This window comes from Arthrobacter sp. GmRoot5-12 (assembly GCF_059739365.1).
In genome coordinates this window covers 1,152,464-1,178,407 of sequence record NZ_AP046056.1, presented here as the reverse complement: position 1 = coordinate 1,178,407, position 25,944 = coordinate 1,152,464, and the positions used below count along the sequence as shown (strand labels likewise).

The following is a 25,944-nucleotide window of genomic DNA, read 5'->3' as shown; positions in this document are numbered from 1 at the left end:
GAGGCCTGGTTGCCTGAGCGCGCGGAGGGGCGCGTTGCCTGGGGACTTCCGCGCCTGGCGGAGGAAGGCCTGCGGGCCGGCATTGCCTGGCCCCTTCCCGGCCATAAGGCACCCAGGAAGAGGATCCCGAACGTTCCGGCAAGGGCGCAGGCGGCACCCAGGAAGTAGTTGTCGGGGTCGTCCGTGGGGAGTGGGGTGCCCAGGAATGAGGACTGGCCGCTGAACGCCAGCTCCCACGTGCTGACGAACGCCAGGGAGAAGCCGAGTGCCATGGCGGTCCCGGCGCCCGCGGCCAGCAGGGCAAACCGCCGCCGCCTGACCAGGATCTCGGCAAGCGCGCCGAGGTAGGCCAGCCCCAGGACGCCCAGGAAAGCCAGGAAGACCGGTTCGGCCAGTGTCATCGCCGTGAGTACCAGCAGCCCCGCAGCGACGACGCCGCAGATGACCGCGAACTTTCCGCTCTTCCCCGTATGGCGCATGTGCTCCATCATCCCCGAGGAGCCGGCTCCTTGAGGACGTAGCCGCGCATGATGGCCATGATTGCTGCAACACTTTGGTCACGGGTGCGCTCGGGGTTGTAGGTCTGCCGGTCCAGGCCCACCACGAAGCAGGCCCCAAAGATGGCCGTCTCCAGGCTGCCCCGGGACACCGATTCGTCCACGGGATAGGCCTTGGCCACCCTCTCCACGGCCTGGCCAATGACCTCCAGGAGCTCGCGGCGCAGGACCGAGAAGGTGCCCTGCCATTCGCTGGGGATCCGCCAGTTCTCGCTGACCCACAGGCGGGCGAAGGAAGGGTATTCGGCCATGAAATCCATGGCCTGGCCGATCATCGCTTCCATGGCCAGCAAGGGGTCCCGGCCGGTGCCTTCGCTGTCCGCGGCCTCGAGCAGCTGCGCCTTGAGGATGTCCACACCGTGCCGCAGAAGCTGCGCGATCAGCTCCGATTTGCTGCCGAAGTTGTAGTAGACGGTGCCCTTGGAGACCCCGGCCGCCGCTGCGATCTCATCCACCGTGACACTGGCCGCGCCGCGCTCGCCGATCAGCTCCATGGAGGCATCGAACAGTTTCTGGCGGGTGGCGTTGGTGCGGGCGGGCCGGAGCCCTTTGCCCGCGGCCGTGGGTTCGGTGCTCATACCGCGATCTCCGGTTTCAGTGTCTTGAGCGTCCAGTATTTGTTCTTGCGTACTGCGAGGGTGGACATGGCCGCCCCCAGCAGGGTGTAGCCCAGCAGGCCCGCCAGCGTGGGGGCAATCATGGACAGGTCACCGCCGTAAATCAGGTGCCGCATCCCGGTCACCACGTAACCCATGGGCAGGACCTGGTGCACCACGTGCAGCGGCTGCGGGGTGGTCTGCCACGGGAACGTGCCGCCGGATGACACCAGCTGCAGGACCAGCAGGATGAGCACCACCAGCTTGCCCGGCGAACCCAGCAGCGCCACCACACCCTGGATGAGCGCGCTGAACGCCATGGCAGCGGCGAGCATGAACAGCCACATCAGGACCGGGTGCGCCGGGTCCAGGCCCAGGGCCACGTCCACCACCAGGGTCAGCAGCGACGCCTGCACCACCGAGACCAGCAGGAAGGGAAGCCAGCCGCCCAACGCGATCTTCCACGACGGCGCGTTGGAGGCCAGTGCCCGCTGGGTGATGGGGCGCATGGCCTGGACCAGCATGAAGATCCCGATCCACAGGGCGAGCGTGAGGAAGAACGGCGCCAGCCCCGCACCGTACGATCCGGCCTTGGCCTGCGAGACGTTGCTGACCGCCACAGGATCGGCCATGACCTGGGACAGGTTGCTCTTCTGGGCATCGTCCGGGTTGGGGACCTGGCCGGCGCCCTTCCCGATCTCGTCGGCGAGCGTACCGGACCCCGTCGCGGCCTGGGCCGCTCCGTCGGACACCTGCGCCGCCCCCGTATCCACCTTCCGTGCTCCGTCCGCAAGGCCGGCGGCACCGTCGACGGCGGACTGCTCACCGGCTGCCAGCGCGGCAGCGCCCGTGTGCAGCTGGTCAGCCCCTGCCGAGGCCTGCGCGATCGCGTCCCTGAGGGCCGGCATCCCGGCTGCCAGCTGGGCTGCGCCGACACTGACCGCCTCGGAACCGCTGGCCAGCTGCTGGACCTGGGCCGCATCCGTCTGGATCCTGCTTTTGGCCGCTGCCACGGGGCTGGATGCCGCGGCGGCGTCGAAATCCGCCAGCACCTTGTCCGCCTGCTCCTGCGTCAGGACGCCCGAGGCGACGAGCCTGCTGTTGGACTCCACCACCCGGGAGCGCAGTCCCTGGTCCGCTGCCTCCAGCTGCGCCGCCACATCCTGGACCTTGGCGTTCAACTGGGCGTTCCCGGCAGCCACCTGGGCGGCGCCGGACGCGAGGGTCTGGGTATCGGTTGGCAGGGTGGCCGTCTTGTCCTTCAGGACTGACAGTCCGCTGCTGAGCTGCCCCGCGCCGTCGGTCAGCTGGTTGGCGCCGTCCCGCAGCTTCAGCTGGCCGGCGTACAACTGGTCCGCCCCGCTGCTCAGGGCCGAGGTCCCCTCGTGGAGGGTGACCGTTCCGTCCCTGAGCGTGGCCACGCCGTCTGCCAGCCGGGTGGCACCGTCCGCGGCCTGGACCATCTTGGAGTGGATGGTGCCGAACCCGGTGAGCAGCTGGTTGGCGGTCTCCTCACCCACCTCCTTGGCGACACTGGAGTGCACGGCAGTGGTCAGCTTGTCCACGATCGTGCTCAGGAGGTAGTTGTTGGCGTCGTTCGTGGTCACGTTCAACATGGCCTGGCTGGCCGAGTCGAAGCTGCCGGGCGATACCAGGTTGGCCGAAAACTCCTTGGGGATCTTCAGTGCGAAGGCGTACTGCCCGCTGCTCACACCCGCGTCGGCCTCCGTGGAGCTGGCCACCGGCACCCAGTGGAAGACATTGCCTTCCACCAGGCTGTCCGCCACTTTTGTTCCGGCCTCAAGCCGGCTGCCGTCCGCCGTGGTTGCACCCGCATCCTCCACCACCAGGGCTGCGTCCAGGTTGTTGAGGTGGCCGTACGGATCCCAGTTCGCGTAGAGGTACACCGCGCCGTAGAGGAGGGGGACCATGGTCAGCGCCAGAATGGTCAGCTTGGGGAGCAGGCCGCCGGTCATGCGCTTGAGTTCGGAGCGGGCCAGCCGCAGGACAGTCACTTGGCAACCTCTGTTTCGAGTGGGGTTTCCTGGTTTTCCGGGTCCGGCCCGGCTTCCGCGGCAGGGGCCGGCTCCGGGGCGGCGTTGCCGATGGCGGCGACGGGCCCCTCCCATGAGCCGGGGACGGCGCTGACGGCCGCAACGACGGCAAGCGGCCGCCCGCCGTCGTACGCCAGCTGCTGCAGGCGCGGCAGCCAGGTGAGCTCATCTGCACTGTGGCGGTCCGGGGAATCCACCACCAGCAGGTCCGTGCGGGGGTTGGCCAGGGCCAGCGCCGTGAGGAGTTCGAGCCGCCGGCGGGGTTCAAGCTGTTCCGTCCAGAGGCCCGCGATGTCCTCGAACCGGTTGACCTTGAGCCACGGGCCGCTGAGCAATGCCCCACGGTAGCGCCGGGGTATCAGGGCCAGGTCCTCGGTCACCAGGTCGCGGACGCTGAGGTGTTCTTCAGGTTCATTGACGCCGGGGGAGTCCACCAGGGCCGCTGCCAGGCGGAGCGGCTTGGTCCGGGAACTGTTGTCCCAGCCGACCTGGCCGCCCGAAGCCTTCATCCTCCCGCTGAGCAGGAGGGACAAAGCGGTGCGCTGGTCCTGGCGGTCACCGGTAACGAGCAGCAGTTCGCCGCGGCCCACGGCCAGCGAGGTTGGCGGAAGCAGCGGGTCCCGGCGTCCTTTGGCATGGAGCTGGAGTGCTGAGAGCAAGGCTTGCCTTTCGCAGGAATGGTCTGCATCAAGGCTAACCGAACTGACTGGTCAGTTCAAATAAGTGTCACAGGCCGTACTTCTCCAGCAGCCGGAGCCACACCTCGCTGATGGTGGGGTAGGAGGGGACGGCATGCCACAGGCGGTCCAGCGGCACCTCGCCCACCACGGCGATCGTGGCCGCGTGCAGCAGTTCCGCCACGTCCGGGCCGGCGAACGTTGCGCCAAGGAGGACCCGTCGGTCTTCATCAACCACCAGCTGGGCCCAGCCTTCGTAGTTCTCCGAATGGAGCGACGATCCGGCCACCTGGATGGGCAGCTCCACCGAGGATGCGCTGTACCCGGCCTTCCTGGCCGCCTGCAAGGTGCGTCCCACGCTGGCCAGCTCGGGGTCCGTGAAGACGACGCTGGGCACGGCGTGCTGGTTGGCCGTCTGGGCGAAGCGGGTCCACTCGCCGGGCGTGCCCTTGAGCTCGCCCCTGGCCCGTGCGGCAATGGCGTCAGCGGTGGCCCGCGCCTCGTACTTGCCCTGGTGGGTGAAAAGGTTATGGCCGGCGGCGTCTCCCACCGCGTACAGCCAGGGTTCGTCACCGGGGGTTCCCTGGACCAGGCCGGAGGTGTCCGTGGTGAGCGAAAGGTGCCCGGAGCCGTCCGGCTCGAACCCGACGCTCTCCAGGCCCAGGCCTTCGAGGGCCGGATGCCGGCCCGTTGAGACCAGGACCTTCTCGGCCGTGACGTCGGTTCCGTCGCCCAGGCTGACGGTGAGGGTGCCGTCGCCGTTCTCGCTGATGCGCTTGGTGGCGGTGTTCAAGCGGAGTTCGACGCCGTCCGCGCGCAGTCCTGCCGCAACCAGTGCCGCGGCCTCCTCCGGAAAGTTGCCCAGCAGCCCGCTGCGCGCCACCAGGGTCACGCTGGAGCCCAGGCGGGCGAAGGCCTGGGCCAGTTCGGCGCCGGCCACGCCGCCGCCCAATACTGCCAGGCGCTCCGGAACCTCGGCCGCCGATGTGGCTTCACGGGTTCCCCAGACCTGTACATCCTGCAGACCGTCGATGGGCGGGGTGTTGGGGGTGGAGCCGGTGGCGAGTACTACGGCATGCCGCGCCCGCAGCAGGTGGCGGGTACCGTCCAGGCCTGCCACCTCCACCGCCCTGGGGGCGGTCAGCCATGCATGGCCGCGAACCAGGTCGATGCCGGTGTCCTCCACCCATGAGACCTGGCTGTCGTCCTGCCAGTTGGAGGTGAAATAGTTTCGGCGTTCCAGGACGGCCGCGGCATCGAGGGTACGGGTGACTGCTTCCTTGGCGCCCGGCGTCGTCTGTGCTCCGTGCAGCGCGGTGCCGGGCCGGAGGAGTGCCTTCGATGGCATGCAGGCCCAGTAGGAGCATTCGCCGCCCACCAGTTCCGCTTCCACGAGTACGGCGGTGAGCCCGCACTCCACAACGCGGCCGGCCACGTTTTCCCCCACGGCGCCTGCGCCGATAACAACAACATCAAATTCGCGCTCAGCGGCGTCGGGCATCATGTGCAAAGCCTAGCCGGGGATCACGGGCCCGGCTGCACAAAAAAGGTCCGCACCGGCGAGCCGGTGCGGACCTTGTTGGTGCGCCCAAAGGGATTCGAACCCCTGACCTTCTGTTCCGTAGACAGACGCTCTATCCAGCTGAGCTATGGGCGCATTCCGTGTCCCGGGAGAAGAACCGCTCTCCCCGAACCTCGAATTACTTTACGCGAGCAGGGCCCGTAGTGCCAAATCGAACCGACTGTAATCTCCGCAACTAGACCGGTATAGGTGACCTTTGTCACTTAATCGGCGTTTTTGCGGGAATAATTCCTTGATTTTCCGCGGAATTCACTTTTGGTGACCGGAGATGTCAGTCAAGCTCCCCAAAAACTCCACTGGTCCGGACCATAGCATTTAGCTCACACCGATGAACCCGAGGAAGGGAACTGCAATGGGCGATCTGGCGCAGAAGCCGCTGCTTGAGAAAGCACCCACCACACATGCCGGCCTGCTGGCATGGGTCGAAGAGGTTGCTGAGCTTACGCAGCCGGACCGCATTTACTGGGTTGACGGGTCCGAAGAGGAAAACACCCGCCTTACCGACGAGCTTGTTGCTGCCGGCACCCTGACCAGGCTCAACCAGGACCTCTTCCCGAACTCCTTCGCTGCGTTTTCCGATCCCGCCGACGTCGCCCGCGTCGAGGAACAGACCTTCATCTGCTCGGAAAACCGGCGTGACGCCGGCTTCACCAATAACTGGATGGAACCGCGGGAGATGAAGGAGAAGCTGCGCGGGCTGTTCGCCGGTTCCATGCGCGGCCGCACCATGTACGTCATCCCGTTCGTCATGGGCCACCTCGACGCAGAGGACCCCAAGTTCGGCGTGGAAATCACCGACAGTGCCTACGTTGTCGCTTCCATGCGCATCATGGCGAACATCGGCACCGAGGTCCTGGACAGGATCACGGCCACCAACGCCTTCTTCGTTCCCGCCCTGCACTCCCTTGGCGCCCCGCTGGCCCCCGGCCAGGACGACGTGCCGTGGCCCTGCAACCCCGACAAATGGATTGTCCACTTCCCCGAAGAGCGGTCCATCTGGTCCTTTGGCTCCGGCTACGGCGGCAACGCCCTCCTCGGCAAGAAGTGCTACGCCCTGCGCATCGCCTCGGTCATGGCGCGTGACGAAGGCTGGCTGGCCGAGCACATGCTCATCCTCAAGCTCACCTCGCCGGAGAAGAAGAACTACTACATCTCCGCGGCCTTCCCCTCGGCCTGCGGCAAGACCAACCTTGCCCTGCTCGACCCCACCATTGAAGGCTGGGAAGTCGAAACCCTTGGCGATGACATCACGTGGATGCGGATCGGCAAGGAAGGCGAGCTGCGCGCCACCAACCCGGAGGCCGGCCTCTTCGGCGTCGCCCCCGGCACCGGCTGGGGCACCAACCCTAATGCCATGCGCGCCATTGCCAAGGGCCACAGCATCTTCACCAACGTGGCATTGACCGACGACGGCGGTGTCTGGTGGGAGGGCATGACGGACGAGGTGCCGGCGCACCTGACCGACTGGCAGGGCAACTCGTGGACCCCCGATTCCGGCCGTCCCGCCGCCCACCCGAACTCCCGGTTCTGCACCCCCATCTCGCAGGTGGACATGCTCGCCGAGGAATACTACAGCCCCGACGGCGTGGAGCTCTCGGCCATCCTGTTCGGCGGCCGCCGCAAGACCACCGTTCCCCTGGTCACCGAGGCACGGAGCTGGACCAACGGCATTTTCATGGGGTCCACCCTTTCCTCCGAGACCACGGCCGCTGCCGCCGGACAGGTGGGCGTGCTCCGCCGCGATCCGATGGCCATGCTGCCGTTCATCGGTTACGACGCCGGCGACTACCTGAAGCACTGGATCAGTGTCTCTGGGAAGGCCAACCCGGAGCGCCTGCCCCACATCTTCCTGGTGAACTGGTTCCGGCGCACGGCCGACGGCGGATTCGCCTGGCCCGGCTTCGGTGACAACGCCCGCGTCCTGAAGTGGGCCATCGAGCGGATCGAAGGCAAGGCGGACGCCGTGGAAACCCCCATCGGTTTCGTGCCTGCCGGCCATTCACTGGACCTCACCGGCCTTGACCTCACCCACGCCCACGTCGAGGACGCCGTCCGCGTCGACCGCGAGGAATGGGACGCCGAGCTGGCCTCCATCGAGGAGTGGTACGCGAAGTTCGGCGACTCCCTGCCGGATGCGCTGCATGCCGAGCTTGAGTCCCTCAAGGAACGCATGGCCAAGCACTAGCAGCGGCCGGATTCGCGTACCGCGGATGCAACAACGGCGGCCCCGCACCTTTCCGAAAAGGTGCGGGGCCGTCGTCGTCGTGTGTCTGTTTCAGCTGGCGAGCCAAATGTCCGGGCCGAAGACCTCGTAGTGGATCCTGGTGGCCGGGATGCCGGCGTTGATGGCTTCATTGCGGATGTTCTTCATGAACGGCAGGGGGCCGCAGAGGTAGAGGGAGGCGTCCGCCGGAAGGTCCACTTCGCGCAGGGACATGAACCCTTCCCGGGCGCCCTCCGCCGGCTTCTCCAGCCACAGCTGCAGTTCCGCGCCGTCCAGGCGTTCGACGTCGTCCGTCATCTGGCTGCGCAGGGCCCAGCTGTCCAGGGTGCTTTCGGCGTGCAGCACCAGGACCTGCCGGTCGGAGCCGGATTCGGCGAGGGAGCGGAGGATGGAAGCGGTGGGGGTGCAGCCGATGCCGGCGGAGGCGAGGACCACGGGGCCGTCGCCTTCCTTGAGCGTGATCTCGCCGTAGGGGTTGGAGATCTCGACGACGTCGCCCACCTGGACGGTGTGGTGCAGGACGGGGGAGACCTCGCCGCCGTCGTCCAGTTTGGTGGTGAAGGTGCGGCTGGTGCCGGCATCGCCGGAGAGGGAGTACTGGCGGACCTGGCGCAGTCCGTCGGGGAGGGCCACCTTGACGCTGATGTACTGGCCGGGCAGGGCGGGGGTGACGGGGGTGTCGTCGGCGGGCTCCAGCGTGAAGGTCATGGACCCGGTTCCTGCCGGTGCCTTGGCTGCCACCCGCCAGGGCGTCCACATTTTGTCGTTGGCCTGCGCGGCGTAGAGGCCCTTTTCGAGCTTGATCAGGGCGTCCGCCATGAGCCAGTACACCTCGGTCCAGGCTTCGGCGATTTCGGGAGTGATCACCTCGGCCAGGTCTTCGGCGATTGCGGCGAACAGGTGCTCGTAGACCACTTGGTACTGCGGCTCCGTGATGCCCAGGGAGGCGTGCCGGTGGGCGATGCGCGACAGGACGGTTTCCGGCAGGGTGCCCGGGTTGTTCACCAAGTGGGTGGCGAACGCGGCGATGCTTCCGGCGAGGGCCTGCTGCTGGTTGCCGGAGCGCTGGTTGGAGCGGCTGAACAGGCCATCCATCAGTTCGGGGTGGGCCGTGAAAAGGCGGGCGTAGAAGTTGGGGGTGATGGATCCGATCCTGGAACCGACCAGCGGCAGGGTGGCCTCAATGACGGGGCGGGACTTGTCCGAGAGCATCTGAACTCCTGAGGTAATGGCCGGGGCCTTCGTCCGGCCGGAGGAAAACTCATATTTGAAATACGAGTATTTCTGCCTCAGTTCTACACCTTGTAGAAGTTTGAAATCAAACCGGGAGCCTGCGCTCGGATAGGCGGGCTAAAGCCCCGGCCGGAGTCCGATCATTTGGAAGACCGGGGCCATTTGGCGGGCGTGGGGGAGTTCCCCAATCACCACGGAGTCCAGTTCCGCGTAGAATGCTTCGCGCGCACGGGCCAAGGCGACGCGCAATTTGCACTCGTTGATGAGCGGGCAGTTGCCGCCAGGCGCAACACAATCGGCAGGATCGGTGCGGGTATCAAGCTGCCGCAGGATCTGCCCCACCGTGGCGATGCGGCCCGCATGGCTGAGCCGTGAACCGCCGGAGCGGCCCCGGACAACCTCGATCAGGCCCATGCTCCGCAGCTTGGCCATGGCCTTGCTGACATGGTTGTACGGCGTGCCCACCGAATCCGCGATGCTCTGCGTGGTGAGCAGCGTGCCGTCCGGAACGGCTGCGAGCACCATGAGTGCTCGCAGGCTGACGTCGGCGAAGGCATTGATCTTCATGGCTGCAGGACCGGTCTAGTCCACCCAGATCGCGGGCTCGCTGGCATCGGCGCCCAGCTCACCGAATTCCCAGGACTGGGTGGTTGCGTTGGCGGAATATGGCAGCACGGCCGCAAACAGGGATCCGTCGCGGTGCTCGGCGGCCACATGGATGGCGTCCGAATCCTCCTCCACCAGGAGGATGTCGCACACCACCGCGGCGGCGCGGAAATCGTCCCGGTTCTGGCGGAGGAGGGCCTGCAGGTCGTGGATCATGGCATCCGCGTCGAAGTCCCCGTCCGCGCCGTCGGCGGCATCAGCAGGTGAGACGGCCACCAGCCGCACCTCGCCGTCGTTCTGGACGGTCAGCGCGAAAGGCAGGAAGCCGCCGTTGCGCTGGAGCTGCTCCTGGGCCGCGCTGACGCCCGTGCCCAGGAGATTCTCCAGGTCAGTTGCCGTGGCCTCGGAGACGGACTCGCGCCAGCTTTCCTGCCCGCCGGACCCGTCCAGTGGCCGCGCAGTGTGGTCAGCCATCCGATGCTAGGCCCGCACCAGGGACAGCACACGGTCGCGGATGCGTTCCATGGTGGCCCGGTCCGTTGCCTCGGCATTGAGCCGCAGGAACGGTTCGGTGTTGGAAGGGCGCAGGTTGAACCAGTAACTGCCGTCGTTGGCCGTGAACGTGCTGCCGTCCAGGTTGTCGATGGTGAGGTCCTCGTCAGCGAAGGCCTGGCGCACCCGCTCCACTGCTGCCGGCTTGTCCTCCACCTCGGAGTTGATCTCGCCGGAGCTGACATACGGCTCGTATTCGCGGGCCAGTTCGGACAGCGGGCCGTGCTGCTCGCCCAGGGCTGCCAGGACGTGCATGGCGGCCAGCATGCCGGTGTCAGCGTTCCAGAAGTCGCGGAAGTAGAAGTGCGCGGAGTGCTCGCCGCCGAACACTGCGCCTTCCTTTGCCATGACTGCCTTGATGAAGGAGTGGCCAACGCGCGTGCGGACGGCGCGGCCGCCGTCGTGCTCCACCAGTTCGGCGACGGCGCGGGAGGTCAGCAGGTTGTGGATGATGGCCGGCTTTTCCTCGCCCTGGGCCTTGGCGCGGGCGATCTCGCGGCGGGCCACCATCCCGGTGATGGCCGACGGGGAGACGGGCTCGCCCTTCTCGTCGATGACGAAGCAGCGGTCGGCGTCGCCGTCGAAGGCCAGGCCGATGTCCGCACCGTGTTCGATGACCGCGGCCTGCAGGTCGCGGAGGTTTTCCGGCTCCAGCGGGTTGGCCGGGTGGTTGGGGAAGGAACCGTCCAGTTCGAAATACAGGGGAACGATGTCGAAAGGCAGCTTGGGCAGCAGGGCGTCGCCCAGGACGGCCGGGGTGGTCAGGCCGGCCATGCCGTTGCCGGCATCCACCACCACCTTCAGGGGGCGGGACGCGGAAAGGTCCACGAGCTTGCGGAGGTACTCGGAGTAGTCCTTGAGCACGTCGCGGACACTGATGAGGCCCCGGGTGCCGCCTGCGGGAATGGACCCGGCATTGAGGTACTGCTCCGCGAGGGCCTGGATGTCCTTGAGGCCGGTTTCGGAGGAGATGGGGACGGCGCCTGCCTTGGCCATCTTGATGCCGTTGTATTCGGCGGGGTTGTGGCTGGCGGTGAAGGTTGCCCCGGCGCGGTTGAGGAACCCGCAGGCAAAGTACAGCTCATCGGTGGAGATCAGGTCCAGCAGTTCCACGTTGGCACCGCGGGTTGCCGCTCCGTTGGCGAAGGCCTTGGTGAACTCGGGGGAGGAGGGGCGCATGTCCCCGCCCACCACGATGGTCTGGCCTTCGAGCTGCAGGACATCCACGAACGCGGCCCCCACGGCTTCGACGATTTCGGCGGTGATCGACTCGCCTACAATCCCACGGACGTCGTAGGCCTTGAAGGATGCCGAAAGGTCAAATGTCGTTGTCTGTTCGCTAGTCACGGGCTTTATCTTACGTGGGCAGGGCTTCCGGCCAATGTGGATTGGGGAGCTCTTTCGTAACAGGTCCGCTATGCGGCCAGGTTTCCACATAGCAGCCGCCGGCTGTGCAGGGTGTCGGAGGGTGCTGGGATACTGAACCAATGGCCGATAACCAGTACACGTCCACAGTTTCCGCTACCGCCGTTGCAGACATGGCAGCTCCCGGCACACCGGGCACCGCCACCCATGCCGAAGCGCTTGAGGTCCTGCGGGGCCTGGTGGGTCACCCGGACGCGGTCTTCCATGACGGGCAGTTCGAGGCCATTGAGGCACTGGTCGACGGCGGGCGGCGGGCTTTGGTGGTGCAGCGCACCGGCTGGGGCAAGTCGGCTGTGTACTTCGTGGCATCCCTGCTGCTGCGGCGCCGGGGTGCCGGGCCCACGCTGATCGTCTCGCCGCTGCTTGCCCTGATGCGGGACCAGGTTGCTGCCGCCGCCCGGGCAGGGGTGCGCGCCGTCGCCATCAACTCCGCCAACCAGCTGGAGTGGGACGCCGTGCGCGGGCAGTTGGCCGCCGATGAGGTGGATGTCCTCCTCGTCTCGCCGGAGCGGCTGACCAATCCCGCGTTCCGCGAGACCCAGCTGCCCGAACTGCTCCGGCGGACCGGCCTGCTGGTGATCGACGAAGCCCACTGTATTTCCGACTGGGGCCACGACTTCCGCCCCGACTACCGCCGGATTGCGGACCTCATCACGCGGCTGCCGGATTCCGTCCCGGTCCTGGCCACCACCGCCACGGCCAACTCACGCGTGGTGCACGATATCGAAGAGCAGCTCGGTGAGGGAGTCCTGACCATCCGCGGCTCCCTGGGCCGTGACTCGCTGCGGCTTGGAGTCCTGTCGCTCCCTGACTCCAAGGAACGGCTGGGCTGGCTGCTGACCCACCTGGCCGATCTCCCTGGCAGCGGGATTATCTACACCCTTACCGTTTCCGCGGCCGAGGACACCGCCCGCCTTCTGTCAGAGGCGGGGCACACCGTGCTCGCCTACACCGGACGGACCGATCCCGCGGACCGTGAACGGGCCGAACAGTTGCTCAAGGACAACCAGGTCAAGGCGCTGGTGGCCACGTCCGCCCTGGGGATGGGCTTCGACAAGCCCGATCTTGGCTTCGTCGTCCACCTCGGTGCGCCGTCCTCGCCCGTCGCCTACTACCAGCAGGTGGGGCGCGCCGGACGTGGTGCCGCCAACGCAGACGTCCTGCTGCTCCCCGGCGCAGAGGACCGGGAGATCTGGCAGTACTTCGCCACCGCGTCCATGCCGTCCCAGGAGAAGGCCGGAGCCGTGCTGACTGCCCTGGCTGAGGCTGGAACTGCCCTGTCAACGGTGGCGCTGGAAGCCAGGGTGGACCTTCGCCGGACCCCGCTCGAGCTGCTGTTGAAGGTGTTGTCCGTGGACGGTGCGGTGGAACGGGTGGGCGGGGGATGGCGGTCCACCGGCCAGCCCTGGGTTTACGATGCGGAACGCTACGGGCGCATTGCCGAGGCACGGGTGGACGAGCAGGACTCCATGGTGATCTACCAGGACACCGCAGGCTGCCGGATGGAGTACATCACCTCGGTCCTGGATGACGAGACGGCCCGTCCCTGCGGGCGGTGCGACAACTGCGCCGGCCGGTGGTTCCCGGCAGACGTGGCAGCCGATGCCACGGCGGCGGCCGGCCAGACCCTGAGCAGGGCCGGCGGCGTCCTTGAACCGCGCCTGCAGTGGCCCAGCGGGATGGACCGGCTGGGAGTACCGGTGAAAGGAAAACTCAAGCCGGCAGAGGGCCTTTCGGAGGGGCGTGTCCTGGCCCGGCTGACGGACCTGGGGTGGGGTGGTGCCTTGCGGGAGCTGTTTGCCGCCGGCGCGGAGGACCGGCCGGTCGATCCCGGCATGCTCCAGGCGTGCGTGCAGGTCCTGCGTGAATGGGGGACCGGCGATGCCCGGAACCCGGGCTGGAGCGGCGCGGGAAGGCCGGCCGCCATTGTGGGGATGCCGTCCCGCAGCAAACCGCAGCTGGTGGGCTCGCTGGCCAGGGGGATTTCCGAGATCGGGCGGATACCCTACCTTGGCGATCTGCAGCCGGCGCACGGCGGTCCCACCGGCGGCCGCGGCGGAAACAGCGCATACCGGCTGGCGGGCGTGTGGGACAGGCTGGTGGTGGGCCCGGAGCTCGAAGCCGCCCTTCAGTCCGTCCAGGGCCAGACGGTCATGCTGATTGACGACCTCGCCGACAGCCGGTGGACCCTCACCGTCGCGGGGCGCGCCCTTCGGCAGGCCGGGGCGGGAGCGGTGCTTCCCCTGGTTTTGGCCCAGGCCGGCTGACGGCTGCCCCCGCATGGCGGGGGAGCAGGATGCTGTCCGCGGTGCTGGCCAGCATCAGGACGGCCATTGCCACAAAAGCGCCGCGGAAGGGCCCGGCGGGGTCCTGCGGTCCGAGGGCCAGCCCGTCAAAGGTCCGGATAAGCAGGGCTGCCACCGCGATACCCGAGCCGGTGGCCAGCTGTACCAGGGTGGCCGACACCGTGTTGGCGGAGGTCAGCTGTGCCGGCGGGATGTCGGCGTACTGCACGGAGGCATAAGCCGAGAAACCGATGGAGCGGAAGGCCCCGCTGCACACCAGCAGCACGAACATCAACGCCTCAGGGGTCTGCGGTGTCAGCAGGGCACAGAGGGCGAAGGTGACGGCGGAGGCCAGCGAGGCGAACACCAGCATTGCCTTGAAACCGAACTTCCGGATCAGCGGGGTAGTGGCCGGTTTGATCCCGATATTCCCAATGAACACGGCCGCCACCAGCGCCCCGGCATGCAGGGGAGACCAGCCGAACCCGGTCTGGAACATCAGGGGCAGCAGGAACGGCACTGAACTGATGGTGACCCGGTATATGAACCCGCCGGTGGCCATGGCCCGGAAGGTCCGGGTGCGGAAGACCTGCAGGTTGAACAGCGGATGGGGAGTCCTGCGCATCCAGAACACGGCCCCGGCCAGAGCGGCAACCCCGGCGGCGGCACTGATCCCGGCCCAAGGCAGTTCAGGATGGCTGCTGGCCAGTTCCAGACCGGCCACGAGTGCGCCCACCCCCACCGTGGTCAGGGCCATTCCGGGCCAGTCCAGCCGCCGGTGCGGATCTCCCGGAGCCGGGGGGACCAGGCGCAGGGCGGCGGCAAACGCGGCGGCACCAAGGGGAATGTTCACCAGGAAGATCCAGTGCCAGGAAAGGTACGTGGTGAGCGCGCCGCCTACCAGCGGCGCGAGGACGGGTGCCAGGAGCCCGGGCCACACCAGGAAGGCGGTGGCACGCAGTAATTCGGATTTCGGCGTTCCGCGCAGGACCACCAGGGTTCCCACCGGCACCATCATGGCCCCGCCAACGCCCTGGGCGATGCGGCTTAGCGTCAGCGTGGCAAGGTCCTGGCTGAGGGCGCAGGCCAGGGAAGCGAGCGTGAAGATGGCGATGGCCGCGCAGAAGATCCGCCTGGCGCCGAACCGCTCCGCCAGCCAGCCGCTGATGGGGATGCCGACGGCTACCGTCAGCAGGTACGCGGTCATGGTGATGTTGACGTCGGCGGCGGGGATGGCGAAGTCCGACGAAATGCTGGGAATGGCCGTGGTCAGGACCGTGCCGTCCAGGAATTCCATGAAGAACGTTGCCGCCACCAGAAGCGCCAGGCGTGGATTCCATGCCGCCCGGCCCACATCCGGTTGGTTTGTGTTGCTGCGTGCCGCCATGCGCTAATCCTGCCACTGCGGCAAAGCCTGCGCGCCCAGCGTCCGGCTACCGGACAGCGTTTTCCGCGGACCGGGCCCACGCCCGGCGTATCAGAAGCTTGTTCGCGTTTCCGAACCTTCAAGGCGCTGATTCGCGAACGGGCTTAGGACTGGCCAGGGGCACCCTGAAACGCAAAAGGCCCCGGTCCAGGACCGGGGCCAAACGCGGAGACGGGGGGATTTGAACCCCCGGTCGAGTTTAACCCCGACCCTTCATTAGCAGTGAAGTCCATTCGGCCGCTCTGGCACGTCTCCAATTGCTATTCCTAGCCCACCAAGGATACGCAGATCCGGCCATGCAGTGCAAAACGGTCCCCGCCACGGCCGCGGGCATGCCGGCCGGGGCCCCGGCGTCCTATGGCAATCGTTGCCCGGGGCGGACGATGCGGATTTCCGGGAGGCCGGAACCGGCCCTCCGGACAGCCAGCCAGGGGCCCACGCCGGTCAGCCTGCCAGCGCCTTCCACAGGAAGTGCTGGCTGCGGGCCTGCAGCGCGGCAGCCTGCCGGTTGTCCGAGGCGCCGGCATGGCCGCCCTCCAGGGCTTCGTGGAACCAGACGTTGGGGATGCCCATGGCCAGCATCCGGGCTGCCATCTTCCGCGCCTGCACGGGGCCAACCCGGTCATCGGAGGTTGCTGTCCAGATGAAGGTCTCCGGGTACTCCACCGCGTCCTTGAGCAGGTGGTAGGGCGAGAAGGTCCTGATGTACTCCCACTGTTCGGGAACGTCCGGGTCACCGTACTCGGCGATCCACGAATGCCCGGCGGAGAGCTTGGTGTAGCGGCGCATGTCCAGCAGGGGCACTCCGCAGGAGACGGCCCTGAACAGTTCGGGGTACCGGGTGAGCATGTTGCCCACCAGGAGGCCGCCGTTGGAGCCGCCCACGCAGCCCAGGCGTCGGGGCGAGGTGACGCCGCGGGAGATGAGGTCCCGTGCCACGGCCGCGAAGTCCTCGTAGGCCCGGTGCCGGTTTTCCTTCAGTGCCGCCCGGTGCCAGGCGGGCCCGTACTCCCCGCCGCCCCGGATATTCGCCACCACGTACACTCCGCCGCGGGAGTGGGGCGCCTTCCCGCCGTCGCCGCCGGACAGCGTGGTCCGCCGCTCCAGCCATGCCCGGCCCACCGTGCCGCTATAGGACGGCGTCCGCGAAACCTCAAACCCGCCGTAGCCGGACAGCTGGGTGGGGTTCTGCCCGTCCAAAGCCAGCCCCCGCGGAGCAATCTGGAAATACGGAACCCGGGTGCCGTCGTCGGACACTGCGAAGTGCTGCTCCACTTCATAGTCAGTGTCGGCAAAGAACGACGGCGAGGCCTTGATTGCCGCATGCCGGCCCACCACGCCGGACGTCCCGGCGCTGTGGTGCTCCAGGGTGCCGCGCATGAGCGTGGTGGGGGTGGTGAAACCCGTGGCGACGAGCCAGAAGTCGTCGCCGGCGCCGCCGTCGGCTGGTCCGTCGTCCTCGTCGTCCACGGCGTAGGCATTCACGTCATGCAGCGGTGGGCAGGCGTCAAGGAGGGTGGCCGCCCAGCCGCAGTCCGTGGTGCCGGCGGGCCTGGATGGATCCAGGACCCGGATTTCCGAGGAAACGTCCCTGAGCAGGTTCAGCAGCAGGAAGCTGCGGGTCCAGCTCCAGGACTGCAGCGATGTGTGGTCATCGGGGGTGAACAGCACGGTGAGCTGCCGGCTCCCGGCGAGGTAGTCCTCGAAGTTTGCGGCGAGCAGGGCGCCGGAGGGGTAGGTGGTTCCGTCGAGGACCCAGTCCTGTTGCGGGCGGAAGAGCAGCCATTCCCGGTGCGCGCTGACGTTGACGTCGGTGGGCACATCGATCGGCGTCCAGTCACCGTCCCGGAGCACAAAGTTGGTCCGGTTGAAGAAGTCGATGTAGTCAACAGCGAAGGTGCGCTCAAATCCGGGTGTGGAATCGTGCGCCGCGACGGCCATCATGTGGTCCTCCGGCACGTCGAAAAGGCGCGGGGCAGCGGCCAGGGAACCGCCGCGTTTGAGGGTCACCGCTGTGCGGGCGTAGGACGACGCGGTCTTGGGCAGGCCTTCCGCGGTGGAGGAAACCAGGAGTGTGTCGGCATCCAGCCACGACACGTTGCCCTTCGCCGTCGGCAGGTCGAACCCGCCCCGGGCGGGGTCAACGAAGCCGCGCGCCTCGACGTCGAACTCGCGGTAGCGGTTCGCGTCGCCGCCGTCGGGGGACAGGGCCAGCAGCGCCAGCCGGTAGGGGGCTCCGGCCGCGGGGCGCAGGAACGTGGCGCCGTGGAACACCCACTCTTCGCCTTCGGTCCGGGACAGCTCGTCCACGTCCAGCAGGACGTCCCAATCGGGGGAATCGGTGAGGTAGCTCTCCCAGGTGGTCCGCCGCCACAGGCCCTTGGGGTTCTGGCTGTCCTTCCAGAAGTTGTAGTACCACTCGCCCCGCTTGCCCACCATGGCGATCCGGTCCGTGGAGTCCAGGACCTCCAGGATGCTGGTCTCCAGTTCGGCGTACCCGGCGTCCTCCAGCAGGTCCTCGGTCCGGGAGTTCTGCTCCCTGACCCAGGCCAGCTGTTCCTCGCCGTAGATGTCCTCCAGCCACACATTCTCGTCGACGGGCACGGGCGCAGTTCCCTGGGATGCGGTGCCGGAGGTGTCCTGGCCGGGGCCGGGAGCGGAGGCTTGATCAGCTGCTGTGGTGGTCATGCGCCCCATCCAAACAACATCCCCCAAGGCTGGCAAGTCAAGCGTCCGGCACATCCTCCGCTTTCAGCCCGTACGCTGGATGCCGTGGAATTATCGCAGAGCAACCGGGCCGTCATTATCGGCGGCGGCCCCCGTGGCACCAGCGTGCTCGAGCGGCTGCTCGCCCACGCCGCCGCGGCCGGAGGCCCTGCACAGCTGCACATCGACGTGGTTGACCCCTACCCGGCGGGCCCGGGGCACGTGTGGCAGCCCGGCCAGTCACGGCTGTTCCTCATGAATACGCAATCCTTCTACCCCACGCTGGTTCCCCAGGAACCGTCGCTGCCGGCGCCCGTGGCCGGCACCACGTTCGACCAGTGGCGTGCCCGGCAGCAGCGGGATCCGCTGCCGGCCCTCACCGGTGAGGAGCGGGCGGAACTGGCGGTGCTGGGGTCCAATGACTTCCCCAGCCGCGCCCTGTACGGCCGCTACCTGAAGTGCATGCTGGAGGAGCTGCTGGCCAAAGCTCCCAACGGCGTCACGGTCGAATTCCACGAAACGTCGGCTGTGTCCGTGCGTCCGGTGGGGGACGGAATGTTCGACGTCGGCCTGGCCGCCGGGGCTGCCCTCCGCGCCAACGCAGTGGTGCTCGCCCTGGGGCACATCCCGTCCCGGCTGAATCCGGAACAGCGCGGCCTGCACGCCGCGGCCGAGCAGCTGGGCCTGCAGTACTTTCCCCCTGCCGTGCCCGCAGACGTGGACTGGACACGGATTCCCGCGGGGAAACCCGTGCTGGTCCGCGGGATGGGCCTGAACTTCTTCGACACGATGGGGCAACTCACCGAAGGCCGCGGCGGAAAGTTCGTGTCCACGGGAAGCCGCCTGGAGTACGAACCGTCCGGCCAGGAACCCCTGATCATCGCGGCGTCCCGGCGCGGAACCCCCTACCGTGCAAAAGCAGCCCTCAACGGCTATTACGCCACCTCCATCACGCTCCGCTACCTCACCGAAGCCGCCCTGGAGCGGCTGGCCAAGGCCGGAATCCGGCCCTCGTTCGACCACGACCTGTGGCCCCTGCTGCACCGCGATGCCCTCTGGGCGTACTACTCAACCCTGGTGCGCTCGCAGCCGGGGGCTGTCCCCGATGCGGCGGCTTTCCTGGCAGCGCTGGAGGAAGCCCTGCAGCCGCACGCCCACACCGCCGCCAACTGGGAAGACGCCGTGGAAAGCGTCCTGGCCGTCCACGTTGGTCCGCGGCACCGGCTGGACCTACCGGGCCTCGCGGCCCCCTTGGCGGGGCGCTCCTTCGCGTCCCGGCGCGAGCACGATGCCGCCGTGGTGGAGTTCCTGCTGGACGATGCACGCCGGTCCGCGCTCGGCGAGGACGACCCCGTCAAGATGGCCATCGGCGCCCTGCACCACGGGCGGGCCCTCCTCAAAACGGCGGTGGCCGACGGCGGCATCACCGATGAATCATGGGTCGCCGGGCTGCGCGGCTGGTTTGAATCCTTCGTGGAAGGCCTTGCCAGCGGGCCGCCGGCGCTGCGCGCCGAACAGCTCGCCGCACTGGCCAGGGCAGGGGTGGTCAGCTTCGTTGGACCCGACCCCAAGTTCGGCGTGGACCGGCAGTCCGCGATGTTCACGGCTTCCTCGCCGTGGGTTGCCGGTCCGCCGGTCCTGGCACGGACCATGGTGGAGGCCCTTGCGCCGGGCAACAGGGTGTCGGCCAATGATTCGCCGGTCCTGGAGCAGATGCTGTCCGATGGGCTGGTGCGTCCACGGCTCATGATGACCGCAGAAGGTGCCCCCGTCGAGTCCACGGGCCTGGACGTGGAGCCCCACCCGTACCGCCCACTTGCCTCCAACGGGTCCGTGACGGAAAACCTGTACGTGCTGGGCCTCCAGTTGTCCTCCACCCAGTGGGGCACGGCCATCGCGGCCGAAGCCCTCCAGCCGGGCAGCCCCGCCTACCGCAGCGGCCAGCGCACCCTCAGGGATGCAGACGAGATCGCGGCAGCCATCCTGCGACGCTGACCCGAACTCCCTGTCACGCTTGACCGGTAAGGCAGCAGCGCCCAAAACACAAAACCCCTGGCGGCCGGTGCCGGCTGCCAGGGGTTTCCAGTGCGGAAGGTAAGAGATTCGAACTCTTGGTACGGGGTTACCGCACACTGGTTTTCAAGACCAGCTCCTTCGGCCGCTCGGACAACCTTCCTCAGCTAGTAGTGTTTCATAGGCACTTGCCTGCAACAAAACAGGAGCGGGAAGGTGCCCGGTGCACACTTGTTGCAGCCAGGATTTGAGTCAGGAACGGGAGAGGTCCATGAAAGCCGTCTACATATCGGAACCGGGCGGCCCGGAAGTGCTGGAAGTCCGGGACGTGGATGCGCCGGTGCCTGGCCAGGGCGAAGTGCTCATTGACGTGGTGGCTGCGGGCCTGAACCGGGCCGATGTCCAGCAGCGCCGGGGTTTCTACCCGCCGCCTCCCGGTGCCTCCGAGATCCCCGGGCTGGAAGTTTCGGGCCGGATCGCAGGCTTTGGCCCTGGCGTCAGCAAGCCATTTTCGTTGGGGGACAAGGTGGTGGCCCTGCTGGCCGGCGGCGGCTATGCCCAGCAGGTGGCGGTTCCGGCCGAGCAGGTACTGCGGGTGCCGGACGGGGTGGACCTGGTCACAGCGGCCTCGCTGCCGGAAGTGGCCGCAACGGTCTATTCGAACCTGATCATGACGGCGCAGCTGCAGCCGGGGGAGACCGTCCTCATCCACGGCGCCACCGGCGGGATCGGCACCATGGCCATCCAGCTTGCCAAGGCCTTTGGCGCCAAGGTGGCCACGACTGCCGGCACTGACGAGAAGGTGGGCACCGCCAAGGCGTTCCTTGGTGCTGACATCGCCATCAACTACGCCGAGGAGGACTTCCCGGAGAGCCTGCGGCGGCAGAACGATGGCTACGGGGCGGACGTCATCCTGGACGTGGTGGGGGCCAAGTACCTCAAGCAGAACGTGGAGGCCCTGGCCGACTACGGGCGCCTGGTGGTGATCGGCCTGCAAGGCGGCACCAAGGGGGAGCTGGACCTGGGCCTGTTGCTGAAGAAGCGGGCAGCCGTGGTGGCCACCGCCCTGCGGCCCCGGCCGGTAGCGGAAAAGGGTGCCATCATGACTGCGGTGCGGGACGCCGTGTGGCCGCTGGTGGCTGACGGCCGGATCCGTCCGCTGGTCGCCAAGACCTTCCCGCTGGACCAGGTAGCGGCAGCCCACCGCTATTTCGACAGCGGCGACCACGTGGGCAAGGTCCTCCTGGTCATGTAGGAACCCCCGGTTGCATACCCGGTATTGCGCCGGGGCGTCAGTCGGGGCTAGGCTGCCTATACGCGGTATGCACGGGTCTTGGGGGCTCGTGCATACCGGTTGGAACCAGCCCGGGGGAGCACAATGTCCATTCGCCACAGCCTCCTTGCCCTGTTGCAGGACCAGCCGCGCTACGGCTACCAGCTGCGGGTCGAGTTCGAGAACCGCACCGGGGCCACGTGGCCGCTGAATATCGGGCAGGTGTACACCACACTTGACCGGCTGGAGCGCGATGCCCTGGTGGCCAAGGAGGGCGACGACGGCGAAGGGCACGTGGTGTACAGCATCACCCCTGCCGGCAAGGACGAGGTGCGGAACTGGTTTGCCGCCCCCGTGGAGCGGAACAGCCCACCACGCAACGAGCTCGCCATCAAGCTTGCGCTCGCCGTTACCCTGCCCGGGGTCGATGTCCAGGCCATCATCCAGGCCCAGCGCGTGGCGTCCATCCGCGCCCTGCAGGACTACACCAGGGCGCGCCGCGATACGGCGGCAAACCAGCGGGCCACGGATACTGCCTGGCTGTTGGTGCTCGATTCACTGATCTTCCAGACCGAAGCGGAAGTCCGCTGGCTGGACCTTTGCGAGGCCAGGATGGTCCAGCAGGCGCAGGCCACGGCGGCAATTGGAGCCCGGAAATCCTCCAACGGGGCCACGGAAGACACCCCGCTCAACGCGGACATCCGCCGGTGAGCGTGCAGGGGCCGCAGCAGGTCCTTGAACTCGCCAGGGTGGGAAGGACTTTCGGGCACGGCGCGACGGCGGTCGCCGCCCTCCGCGACGTTGACCTCACCATTTCAGCTGGGGAGTTCGTCGCGGTCATGGGCCCGTCGGGCTCCGGCAAGTCCTCCCTTCTGGCCATTGCCGGCGGACTGGACCGGCCGACGTCGGGCGCTGTCTACGTTGAGTCCACGCCGCTGGCCGGGCTGGGCCTGAACGAACTGGCCCGGCTGCGCCGCCGGGCCGTGGGGTACGTCTTCCAGGACTTCAACCTGGTTCCCACGCTGACCGCCGCGGAGAACGTGGCGCTGCCGCTGGAACTGGACGGAACTTCCACCAGGAAAGCGCACCGGCAGGCCGCCGATGCGCTGCGGCAAGTGGGGATTCCCGAACTGGCGGACCGGTTCATGGACCAGATGTCCGGCGGCCAGCAGCAGCGCGTCGCGATCGCCAGGGCCATCGTGGGCCAGCGGCGGCTGATCCTGGCCGATGAACCTACAGGTGCATTGGATTCGACAACGGGCCAAGGGGTCATGGAGGTCCTGCGGGCCCGTGCCGACGCCGGAGCGGCCGTCATGCTCGTCACCCACGAAGCCAGGCACGCCGCCTGGGCGGACCGCGTGGTTTTCCTTCGGGACGGGCGGATCATCGACCAGGCCGCCGCCATGCACGATCCCACCATGCTGCTCACCCAGGCCGGTCTCTGATGCCGGTGGACCTTGCTCCGGCGCCCACAAGCCGCCGGAGCAGCCTTCGGGTTGCCCTGCGGCTGGCGCGCCGGGACATCACCCGCCACAAGGGGCGGTCCCTCCTCATCATCCTGCTCATCATGCTGCCCGTGGCCGGGATGACGGGTGCCGCCACCCTCTACCAGAGCTCACAGCGGACGCCGGGTGAAATCGTCACCTACGAACTGGGAAACACCCAGGCCAGGTTCAGCGTCCTGCCCGTTCCCAGCGCGGACTCCCTCCAGGACCCGCTCAATGACGGTGTGGTCGCCTCCAGCACCGGCCGGTTCGATCCTGAATTCCGGCGGACCGACCCGCTTGACGCCATTCCCGCGGGCTACGATGTGCTGCCGCAACGCCTGCTCCAGCTGACCACCGGCGTGGGGGAAGCACTTGTTTCGCTGCAGGGCCGCGAAGTGGATGCCCTCAATCCGGCCTTCACCGGAAAGTTCAGCCTCCTGGCGGGCCGGCCCCCGCGCGACGGCACGGAGGTGCTGGCGTCGCCCGGGCTGATGACGCGCTTCCACCTCACTTTCGGACAGGAATTTACGACGTCGGCAGGCACCTTCGTGCCGGTGGGCACCATTCGCGATGCCGGCCTCCCGGACGGCACCAGCTTCCTGTACCTGCAGGCAGGACAGGTACCCTCTGACCTTGCCAAGGGACCGCAGACCCGCCAGTCCGTGTCCTACTACCTGGTGGGTCCGGAGCCGGTCACCTGGCCGCAGGTCATGGAAGCCAACAGTAAAGGCGTGGGCGTGCTGTCCCGCAGCGTGGTGCTGGACCCGCCGTCCCGGGAGGAACGGACCGTTGCCGGTTCCGTGCCCCGGGATGATTCCACGGAAGCGGTGGCTGTCTACGCCGGGTTCGGCCTGATCGGCGCCCTGGCGCTGCTGGAGGTGGGCCTGCTGGCCGGTGCTGCCTTCGCCGTGGGCGCCAGGCAGCAGGTGCGTGAGCTGGCACTGCTGGCATCCTCGGGTGCGGAAGGCCCCGCCATCCGCGCTGTTGTCACCGCGGGTGGACTCTGGCTGGGCGGCGTTGCCGTTGCCGCCGGAGCCGCGGTGGGGCTGGGAGCCGCTGCCGTCGTCGTCCACGTGGTCCGGTTGCACGGCTCGGCACGGCTGGCAGGGCTGCATCCGGATTTCCTGCTGACACTCGCCGCCATGGCCATGGGGCTGGCATCCTGCACCATCGCGGCGATGGTACCTGCCCGCCAGGTTTCCCGTCAGGCGGTGCTGGGTGCCCTCAAAGCCGGCCGGGCACCCTCCGCGAAGCCGCGGCGGGCACCCCTGGCCGGCGCCGGGGTGCTGGTACTCGCTGCCGGGCTGTTGGCGGCGGGCTGGCTGTTGGGACGGTCCACCAACGATCCGGACCGGCTGGCGGAGCAACTGCCGCTGGTGGTCACGGTGCTCATCCTCGGCGCCGTGCTGGCGGTTGTTGCCCTGGTGCTGCTGACCGGCTGGCTGGTCCTCCGCCTGACCTCCCGCATCCAGTGGATGCCGCTGTCACTCCGGATGGCGGCCCGTGATTCGGCCCGGAACCGCGGGCGCAGCGTTCCCGCGGTGGCCGCGGTACTCGCCGCCGCCACCCTGGCAAGCGCCGCCCTGGTGCTCTCCGCCAGCCAGCAGGCAGGGATGCGGGAATCACATTACTGGGGCGCCCTGGAAAACCAGGCGTACCTGCCGCTGGTGGTGGACCCGCCGGCGTCGGCCGATGGCAGCAGGAAGCCGGCCGTCCGGGTGGATGTCCCTAAGCTCTCCTCTGCGGTGGCAGATGCCCTGGGCACCGTCGAATCGACGCACGTGATCACGGCGCCGGAGAGCCTGCGCAACTGCCCCGAGGGCCCGGCTGATCCCGGACTGCCGGCGCGCACGGATACGTCAAACTGCCTGCTGTTTTCGCTTGCCAGGCCGCAGGCAAATGAATGCCCGAGGACTCCCAAGGGAAGGGTGTTGGACCCGGGCGACTGGCGGTGCCGCGGTTCCATGGTCAGCGAACAACCGTCCGGCCGGGCCATCCTGGTGGGCGGCGGCGAGGAGATCCGGGCGGCGCTGGGCCGCAGCGCCACCGCCGAGGCAACGGCGGTGCTGGACGCCGGCGGGATGGTGGTGACGAACCCGGTGTTCGTCAGTGATGGAAGGGTACTGCTCGAGGGAAAGGACGTACGGACCCAAGAGCCGGCATCCTCGGGGCCGGGCACCGTCCCCTCAACCGTCAGGAGCGACTCCCTTGCCGCGGCAGTGCTTGAACCGGCTGTCCCGGTGCCCTACTACGGCGTTGTCTCGCCGGAAACCGCCGAACGCCTGGACCTCCGCGCGGCCCCGGCCGGACTGCTCGTGCAGCTCTCTGCCTACCCCTCCGAGGCTGAGGCAGATGCGGCCTCCGCTGCGGCCGCCGCCGTCTACGGGCAGCCGGGCATGACTTTCCAGGCGGAACCGGGCGTTTCGCAGGTAAGCCAGTGGATCACCTGGTCCATCGTGGCCGCGGCTGCGCTGATCACCTTCAGCGCGGCGGGCATTACGACAGGACTCTCCATGGCTGATGCCCGGAAGGACCATGCGGTCCTCGCCGGCGTCGGGGCCTCGCCAAGGCTGCGCAAGGCCCTTGCCGGGTCGCAGGGACTGTTCACCAGCGGCGTTGGAGCCGTTCTGGGGACGCTGGCAGGAACGGTGCCAGCGGTCCTGCTGGTCCTTTCCACGGACATGCGGACAGCCCTCGAGGTTCCCTGGCTGCACCTGTCCGCGCTGCTGGTGGCAGTGCCCTTGACGGCGGCAGCGCTCGCCTGGGCCTTCACCCGGTCCGGGCTGCCCCTGTCCAGGCGCAGCCTGGCGGAGGGGCATTAGGTCAAAGTATTGGGTCTTTTTGATCACCGGGATCAGGCCTACCGTAGGTGCACGAGCCGCCCGCCCGGGCGGTGGAACTTACGGAGGAACTTCATGACGACCCATGTTGCCGACTGCAGTGTCACCCGTTGTTCATTCAACGACCATGAAGGCTGCACGGCCCATGCCATCACCGTGGGGGGAAGCCAGGACCACGCATCCTGTGCCACGTTCATCGAGACCGGCATCCACGGCGGCCTGCCCAAGGTCCTCGCCGACGTGGGAGCCTGCCAGCGGGCCGAGTGCGTCCACAACGACCACCTGATGTGCAACGCCCCGGAGGTGCACGTCGGGCCGGGAGCCGACAACGCCGACTGCCTCACCTACGCCCACGCCTGACCGTCCCTGCCGCCATGCGAAGGGCGAAGGCTCCCGTCCGGAATCCGG

Annotated in this window: 18 protein-coding genes and 3 tRNA genes; 8 read left to right on the top strand and 13 right to left on the bottom strand. The window is 67.9% G+C overall.

The window, feature by feature from the left end:
- Positions 1-487: 487 nt before the first annotated feature.
- From AC6JAM_RS05230 to AC6JAM_RS05210, 5 genes are all read right to left on the bottom strand, one after another.
- On the bottom strand, positions 488-1,135 hold the full coding sequence (locus AC6JAM_RS05230; protein WP_018771229.1) for a TetR/AcrR family transcriptional regulator: 648 nt from the start codon (positions 1,133-1,135) through the stop codon (positions 488-490).
- Complete coding sequence (locus AC6JAM_RS05225; protein ID WP_497934210.1) at positions 1,132-3,168, bottom strand: YhgE/Pip family protein; 2,037 nt, start codon at positions 3,166-3,168, stop codon at positions 1,132-1,134. The genes AC6JAM_RS05230 and AC6JAM_RS05225 overlap by 4 nt, the downstream gene beginning before the upstream one ends.
- Positions 3,165-3,866, bottom strand: a complete 702-nt coding sequence (locus tag AC6JAM_RS05220; RefSeq protein ID WP_497934209.1) for an ABC transporter ATP-binding protein — start codon at positions 3,864-3,866, stop codon at positions 3,165-3,167. Before AC6JAM_RS05220 ends, AC6JAM_RS05225 begins: the two co-directional genes overlap by 4 nt.
- A gap of 67 nt (positions 3,867-3,933) precedes the next feature.
- A complete protein-coding gene (locus AC6JAM_RS05215; RefSeq protein ID WP_497934207.1) occupies positions 3,934-5,388 on the bottom strand; it encodes a dihydrolipoyl dehydrogenase family protein in 1,455 nt (484 codons plus the stop codon).
- Positions 5,389-5,464: 76 nt separating this feature from the next.
- Positions 5,465-5,541, bottom strand: a tRNA-Arg gene (locus tag AC6JAM_RS05210).
- A 277-nt stretch (positions 5,542-5,818) separates the two neighbouring features.
- Here AC6JAM_RS05210 and AC6JAM_RS05205 point away from each other — a divergent pair.
- Positions 5,819-7,651: a phosphoenolpyruvate carboxykinase (GTP) gene (locus AC6JAM_RS05205; RefSeq protein ID WP_497934205.1), complete on the top strand. Its 1,833-nt coding sequence runs from the start codon at positions 5,819-5,821 to the stop codon at positions 7,649-7,651.
- 90 nt (positions 7,652-7,741) lie between these two features.
- Here the strand turns inward: AC6JAM_RS05205 and AC6JAM_RS05200 are convergent, their stop codons facing one another.
- From AC6JAM_RS05200 to AC6JAM_RS05185, 4 genes are all read right to left on the bottom strand, one after another.
- The gene (locus tag AC6JAM_RS05200; protein ID WP_497934203.1) at positions 7,742-8,902 is read right to left on the bottom strand and encodes a globin domain-containing protein; all 1,161 of its coding nucleotides are present in this window, start codon (positions 8,900-8,902) and stop codon (positions 7,742-7,744) included.
- A gap of 138 nt (positions 8,903-9,040) precedes the next feature.
- The gene (locus AC6JAM_RS05195; RefSeq protein WP_497934201.1) at positions 9,041-9,490 is read right to left on the bottom strand and encodes an RrF2 family transcriptional regulator; all 450 of its coding nucleotides are present in this window, start codon (positions 9,488-9,490) and stop codon (positions 9,041-9,043) included.
- A gap of 15 nt (positions 9,491-9,505) precedes the next feature.
- Positions 9,506-10,003 (bottom strand): hypothetical protein, encoded by a 498-nt coding sequence (locus tag AC6JAM_RS05190; RefSeq protein ID WP_497934199.1) that lies wholly within the window; start codon positions 10,001-10,003, stop codon positions 9,506-9,508.
- A 6-nt stretch (positions 10,004-10,009) separates the two neighbouring features.
- Positions 10,010-11,428 (bottom strand): phosphomannomutase/phosphoglucomutase, encoded by a 1,419-nt coding sequence (locus tag AC6JAM_RS05185; protein WP_497934198.1) that lies wholly within the window; start codon positions 11,426-11,428, stop codon positions 10,010-10,012.
- Positions 11,429-11,568: 140 nt separating this feature from the next.
- Between AC6JAM_RS05185 and AC6JAM_RS05180 the strand changes: the two genes are divergently transcribed.
- Positions 11,569-13,773 carry a RecQ family ATP-dependent DNA helicase gene (locus AC6JAM_RS05180; RefSeq protein ID WP_497934196.1) on the top strand — a complete coding sequence of 735 codons (2,205 nt, stop codon included), beginning with the start codon at positions 11,569-11,571 and terminating at the stop codon, positions 13,771-13,773.
- On the opposite strand, the gene AC6JAM_RS05175 is transcribed toward AC6JAM_RS05180, so the two are convergent.
- The 3 genes from AC6JAM_RS05175 to AC6JAM_RS05165 all read right to left on the bottom strand — a co-directional run bounded on the left by AC6JAM_RS05175 (position 13,697) and on the right by AC6JAM_RS05165 (position 17,905).
- The gene (locus tag AC6JAM_RS05175; protein ID WP_497934194.1) at positions 13,697-15,178 is read right to left on the bottom strand and encodes an MFS transporter; all 1,482 of its coding nucleotides are present in this window, start codon (positions 15,176-15,178) and stop codon (positions 13,697-13,699) included. The two genes, AC6JAM_RS05180 and AC6JAM_RS05175, sit on opposite strands and share 77 nt — an antisense overlap.
- 205 nt (positions 15,179-15,383) lie before the next feature.
- Positions 15,384-15,472 (bottom strand) — tRNA-Ser (locus tag AC6JAM_RS05170).
- Positions 15,473-15,661: 189 nt separating this feature from the next.
- Positions 15,662-17,905 carry a prolyl oligopeptidase family serine peptidase gene (locus tag AC6JAM_RS05165; protein ID WP_018771218.1) on the bottom strand — a complete coding sequence of 748 codons (2,244 nt, stop codon included), beginning with the start codon at positions 17,903-17,905 and terminating at the stop codon, positions 15,662-15,664.
- A gap of 84 nt (positions 17,906-17,989) precedes the next feature.
- Here AC6JAM_RS05165 and AC6JAM_RS05160 point away from each other — a divergent pair, with 84 nt between their 5' ends.
- The gene (locus AC6JAM_RS05160) at positions 17,990-19,918 is read left to right on the top strand and encodes an FAD/NAD(P)-binding protein (RefSeq protein WP_134165827.1); all 1,929 of its coding nucleotides are present in this window, start codon (positions 17,990-17,992) and stop codon (positions 19,916-19,918) included.
- 93 nt (positions 19,919-20,011) lie between these two features.
- Here the strand turns inward: AC6JAM_RS05160 and AC6JAM_RS05155 are convergent.
- A tRNA-Ser gene (locus AC6JAM_RS05155) sits at positions 20,012-20,099 on the bottom strand.
- Between the two features lie 108 nt (positions 20,100-20,207).
- Between AC6JAM_RS05155 and AC6JAM_RS05150 the strand changes: the two genes are divergently transcribed.
- From AC6JAM_RS05150 to AC6JAM_RS05130, 5 genes are all read left to right on the top strand, one after another.
- Positions 20,208-21,191, top strand: coding sequence for an NAD(P)H-quinone oxidoreductase (locus AC6JAM_RS05150; RefSeq protein WP_018771216.1), 984 nt, complete (start codon positions 20,208-20,210; stop codon positions 21,189-21,191).
- Positions 21,192-21,314: 123 nt separating this feature from the next.
- Positions 21,315-21,920 (top strand): PadR family transcriptional regulator, encoded by a 606-nt coding sequence (locus tag AC6JAM_RS05145; protein ID WP_018771215.1) that lies wholly within the window; start codon positions 21,315-21,317, stop codon positions 21,918-21,920.
- Positions 21,917-22,654 (top strand): ABC transporter ATP-binding protein, encoded by a 738-nt coding sequence (locus AC6JAM_RS05140; protein ID WP_056389255.1) that lies wholly within the window; start codon positions 21,917-21,919, stop codon positions 22,652-22,654. Before AC6JAM_RS05145 ends, AC6JAM_RS05140 begins: the two co-directional genes overlap by 4 nt.
- Complete coding sequence (locus AC6JAM_RS05135) at positions 22,654-25,518, top strand: ABC transporter permease family protein (protein ID WP_497934192.1); 2,865 nt, start codon at positions 22,654-22,656, stop codon at positions 25,516-25,518. Before AC6JAM_RS05140 ends, AC6JAM_RS05135 begins: the two co-directional genes overlap by 1 nt.
- Before the next feature lie 93 nt (positions 25,519-25,611).
- Positions 25,612-25,896, top strand: coding sequence for a DUF1540 domain-containing protein (locus AC6JAM_RS05130; RefSeq protein ID WP_018771212.1), 285 nt, complete (start codon positions 25,612-25,614; stop codon positions 25,894-25,896).
- Positions 25,897-25,944 lie beyond the last annotated feature (48 nt).

Excerpts from the sequence above, each read along its gene's own strand:
- AC6JAM_RS05230 (WP_018771229.1), bottom strand. The coding sequence starts at position 1,135 with ATGAGCACCGAACCCACGGCCGCGGGCAAAGGGCTCCGGCCCGCCCGC.
- AC6JAM_RS05215 (WP_497934207.1), bottom strand. The coding sequence starts at position 5,388 with ATGATGCCCGACGCCGCTGAGCGCGAATTTGATGTTGTTGTTATCGGC.
- AC6JAM_RS05205 (WP_497934205.1), top strand. The coding sequence starts at position 5,819 with ATGGGCGATCTGGCGCAGAAGCCGCTGCTTGAGAAAGCACCCACCACA.
- AC6JAM_RS05200 (WP_497934203.1), bottom strand. The coding sequence starts at position 8,902 with ATGCTCTCGGACAAGTCCCGCCCCGTCATTGAGGCCACCCTGCCGCTG.
- AC6JAM_RS05195 (WP_497934201.1), bottom strand. The coding sequence starts at position 9,490 with ATGAAGATCAATGCCTTCGCCGACGTCAGCCTGCGAGCACTCATGGTG.
- AC6JAM_RS05190 (WP_497934199.1), bottom strand. The coding sequence starts at position 10,003 with ATGGCTGACCACACTGCGCGGCCACTGGACGGGTCCGGCGGGCAGGAA.
- AC6JAM_RS05180 (WP_497934196.1), top strand. The coding sequence starts at position 11,569 with ATGGCCGATAACCAGTACACGTCCACAGTTTCCGCTACCGCCGTTGCA.
- AC6JAM_RS05175 (WP_497934194.1), bottom strand. The coding sequence starts at position 15,178 with ATGGCGGCACGCAGCAACACAAACCAACCGGATGTGGGCCGGGCGGCA.
- AC6JAM_RS05165 (WP_018771218.1), bottom strand. The coding sequence starts at position 17,905 with ATGACCACCACAGCAGCTGATCAAGCCTCCGCTCCCGGCCCCGGCCAG.
- AC6JAM_RS05150 (WP_018771216.1), top strand. The coding sequence starts at position 20,208 with ATGAAAGCCGTCTACATATCGGAACCGGGCGGCCCGGAAGTGCTGGAA.
- AC6JAM_RS05145 (WP_018771215.1), top strand. The coding sequence starts at position 21,315 with ATGTCCATTCGCCACAGCCTCCTTGCCCTGTTGCAGGACCAGCCGCGC.
- AC6JAM_RS05135 (WP_497934192.1), top strand. The coding sequence starts at position 22,654 with ATGCCGGTGGACCTTGCTCCGGCGCCCACAAGCCGCCGGAGCAGCCTT.
- AC6JAM_RS05130 (WP_018771212.1), top strand. The coding sequence starts at position 25,612 with ATGACGACCCATGTTGCCGACTGCAGTGTCACCCGTTGTTCATTCAAC.